A 583-nucleotide genomic window follows, 5' to 3' on the forward strand; every position below is an offset into this window, starting at 1 on the left:
CCTTTATTTATGCAGAAGTAGGCTCACTAGCATTTAAGCCAATCAGTATGGTGCTAGGCAATTTGTTTGAATCGCCACTACTGATATTGGGTGCGGCGATGATGATGTTTGGTATTGCCTTTAAGCTCTCGGCTGCTCCCTTTCATATGTGGACGCCAGATGTTTATGAAGGCGCGCCTGTTCCTATTGCGACCTTTTTGGCATCGGTATCAAAAGTTGCCATGATGGCGCTGGCGGTTCGATTCTTAATCGATACCTCTTTATTGGCATTGCCATCGGTGCAGATGTTATTGATGGTGATGGCAACCTTGTCTATCTTGGTAGGTAATTTGTTGGCTGTGCGTCAGACCAGCCTCAAACGTCTATTGGGTTATTCATCCATTGCCCATATGGGTTATGTGATGATCGTTATCGTCAGTATTGGCGCTGCTGCTGATAGCATCTCTAGTATGTATATGGCGGTGTATGCCTTTACGTCTATCGGTGCTTTTGGTGTGGTGACATTGATGTCGAGTCCATATCGCCTATCTGGTGAGGCTGATGAGCTGACACATTATCAAGGATTGTTCTGGCGTCGTCCGGT

1 protein-coding gene is annotated in these 583 nt (G+C 46.3%); it reads left to right on the forward strand.

The window, feature by feature from the left end; genetic code table 11:
• Nucleotides 1–583: NADH-quinone oxidoreductase subunit N (locus tag ACS8FC_RS19365; protein WP_439297986.1), on the forward strand; the 583-nt coding region annotated here is incomplete at both ends.

Source organism: Psychrobacter sp. 1Y4 (assembly GCF_051847555.1).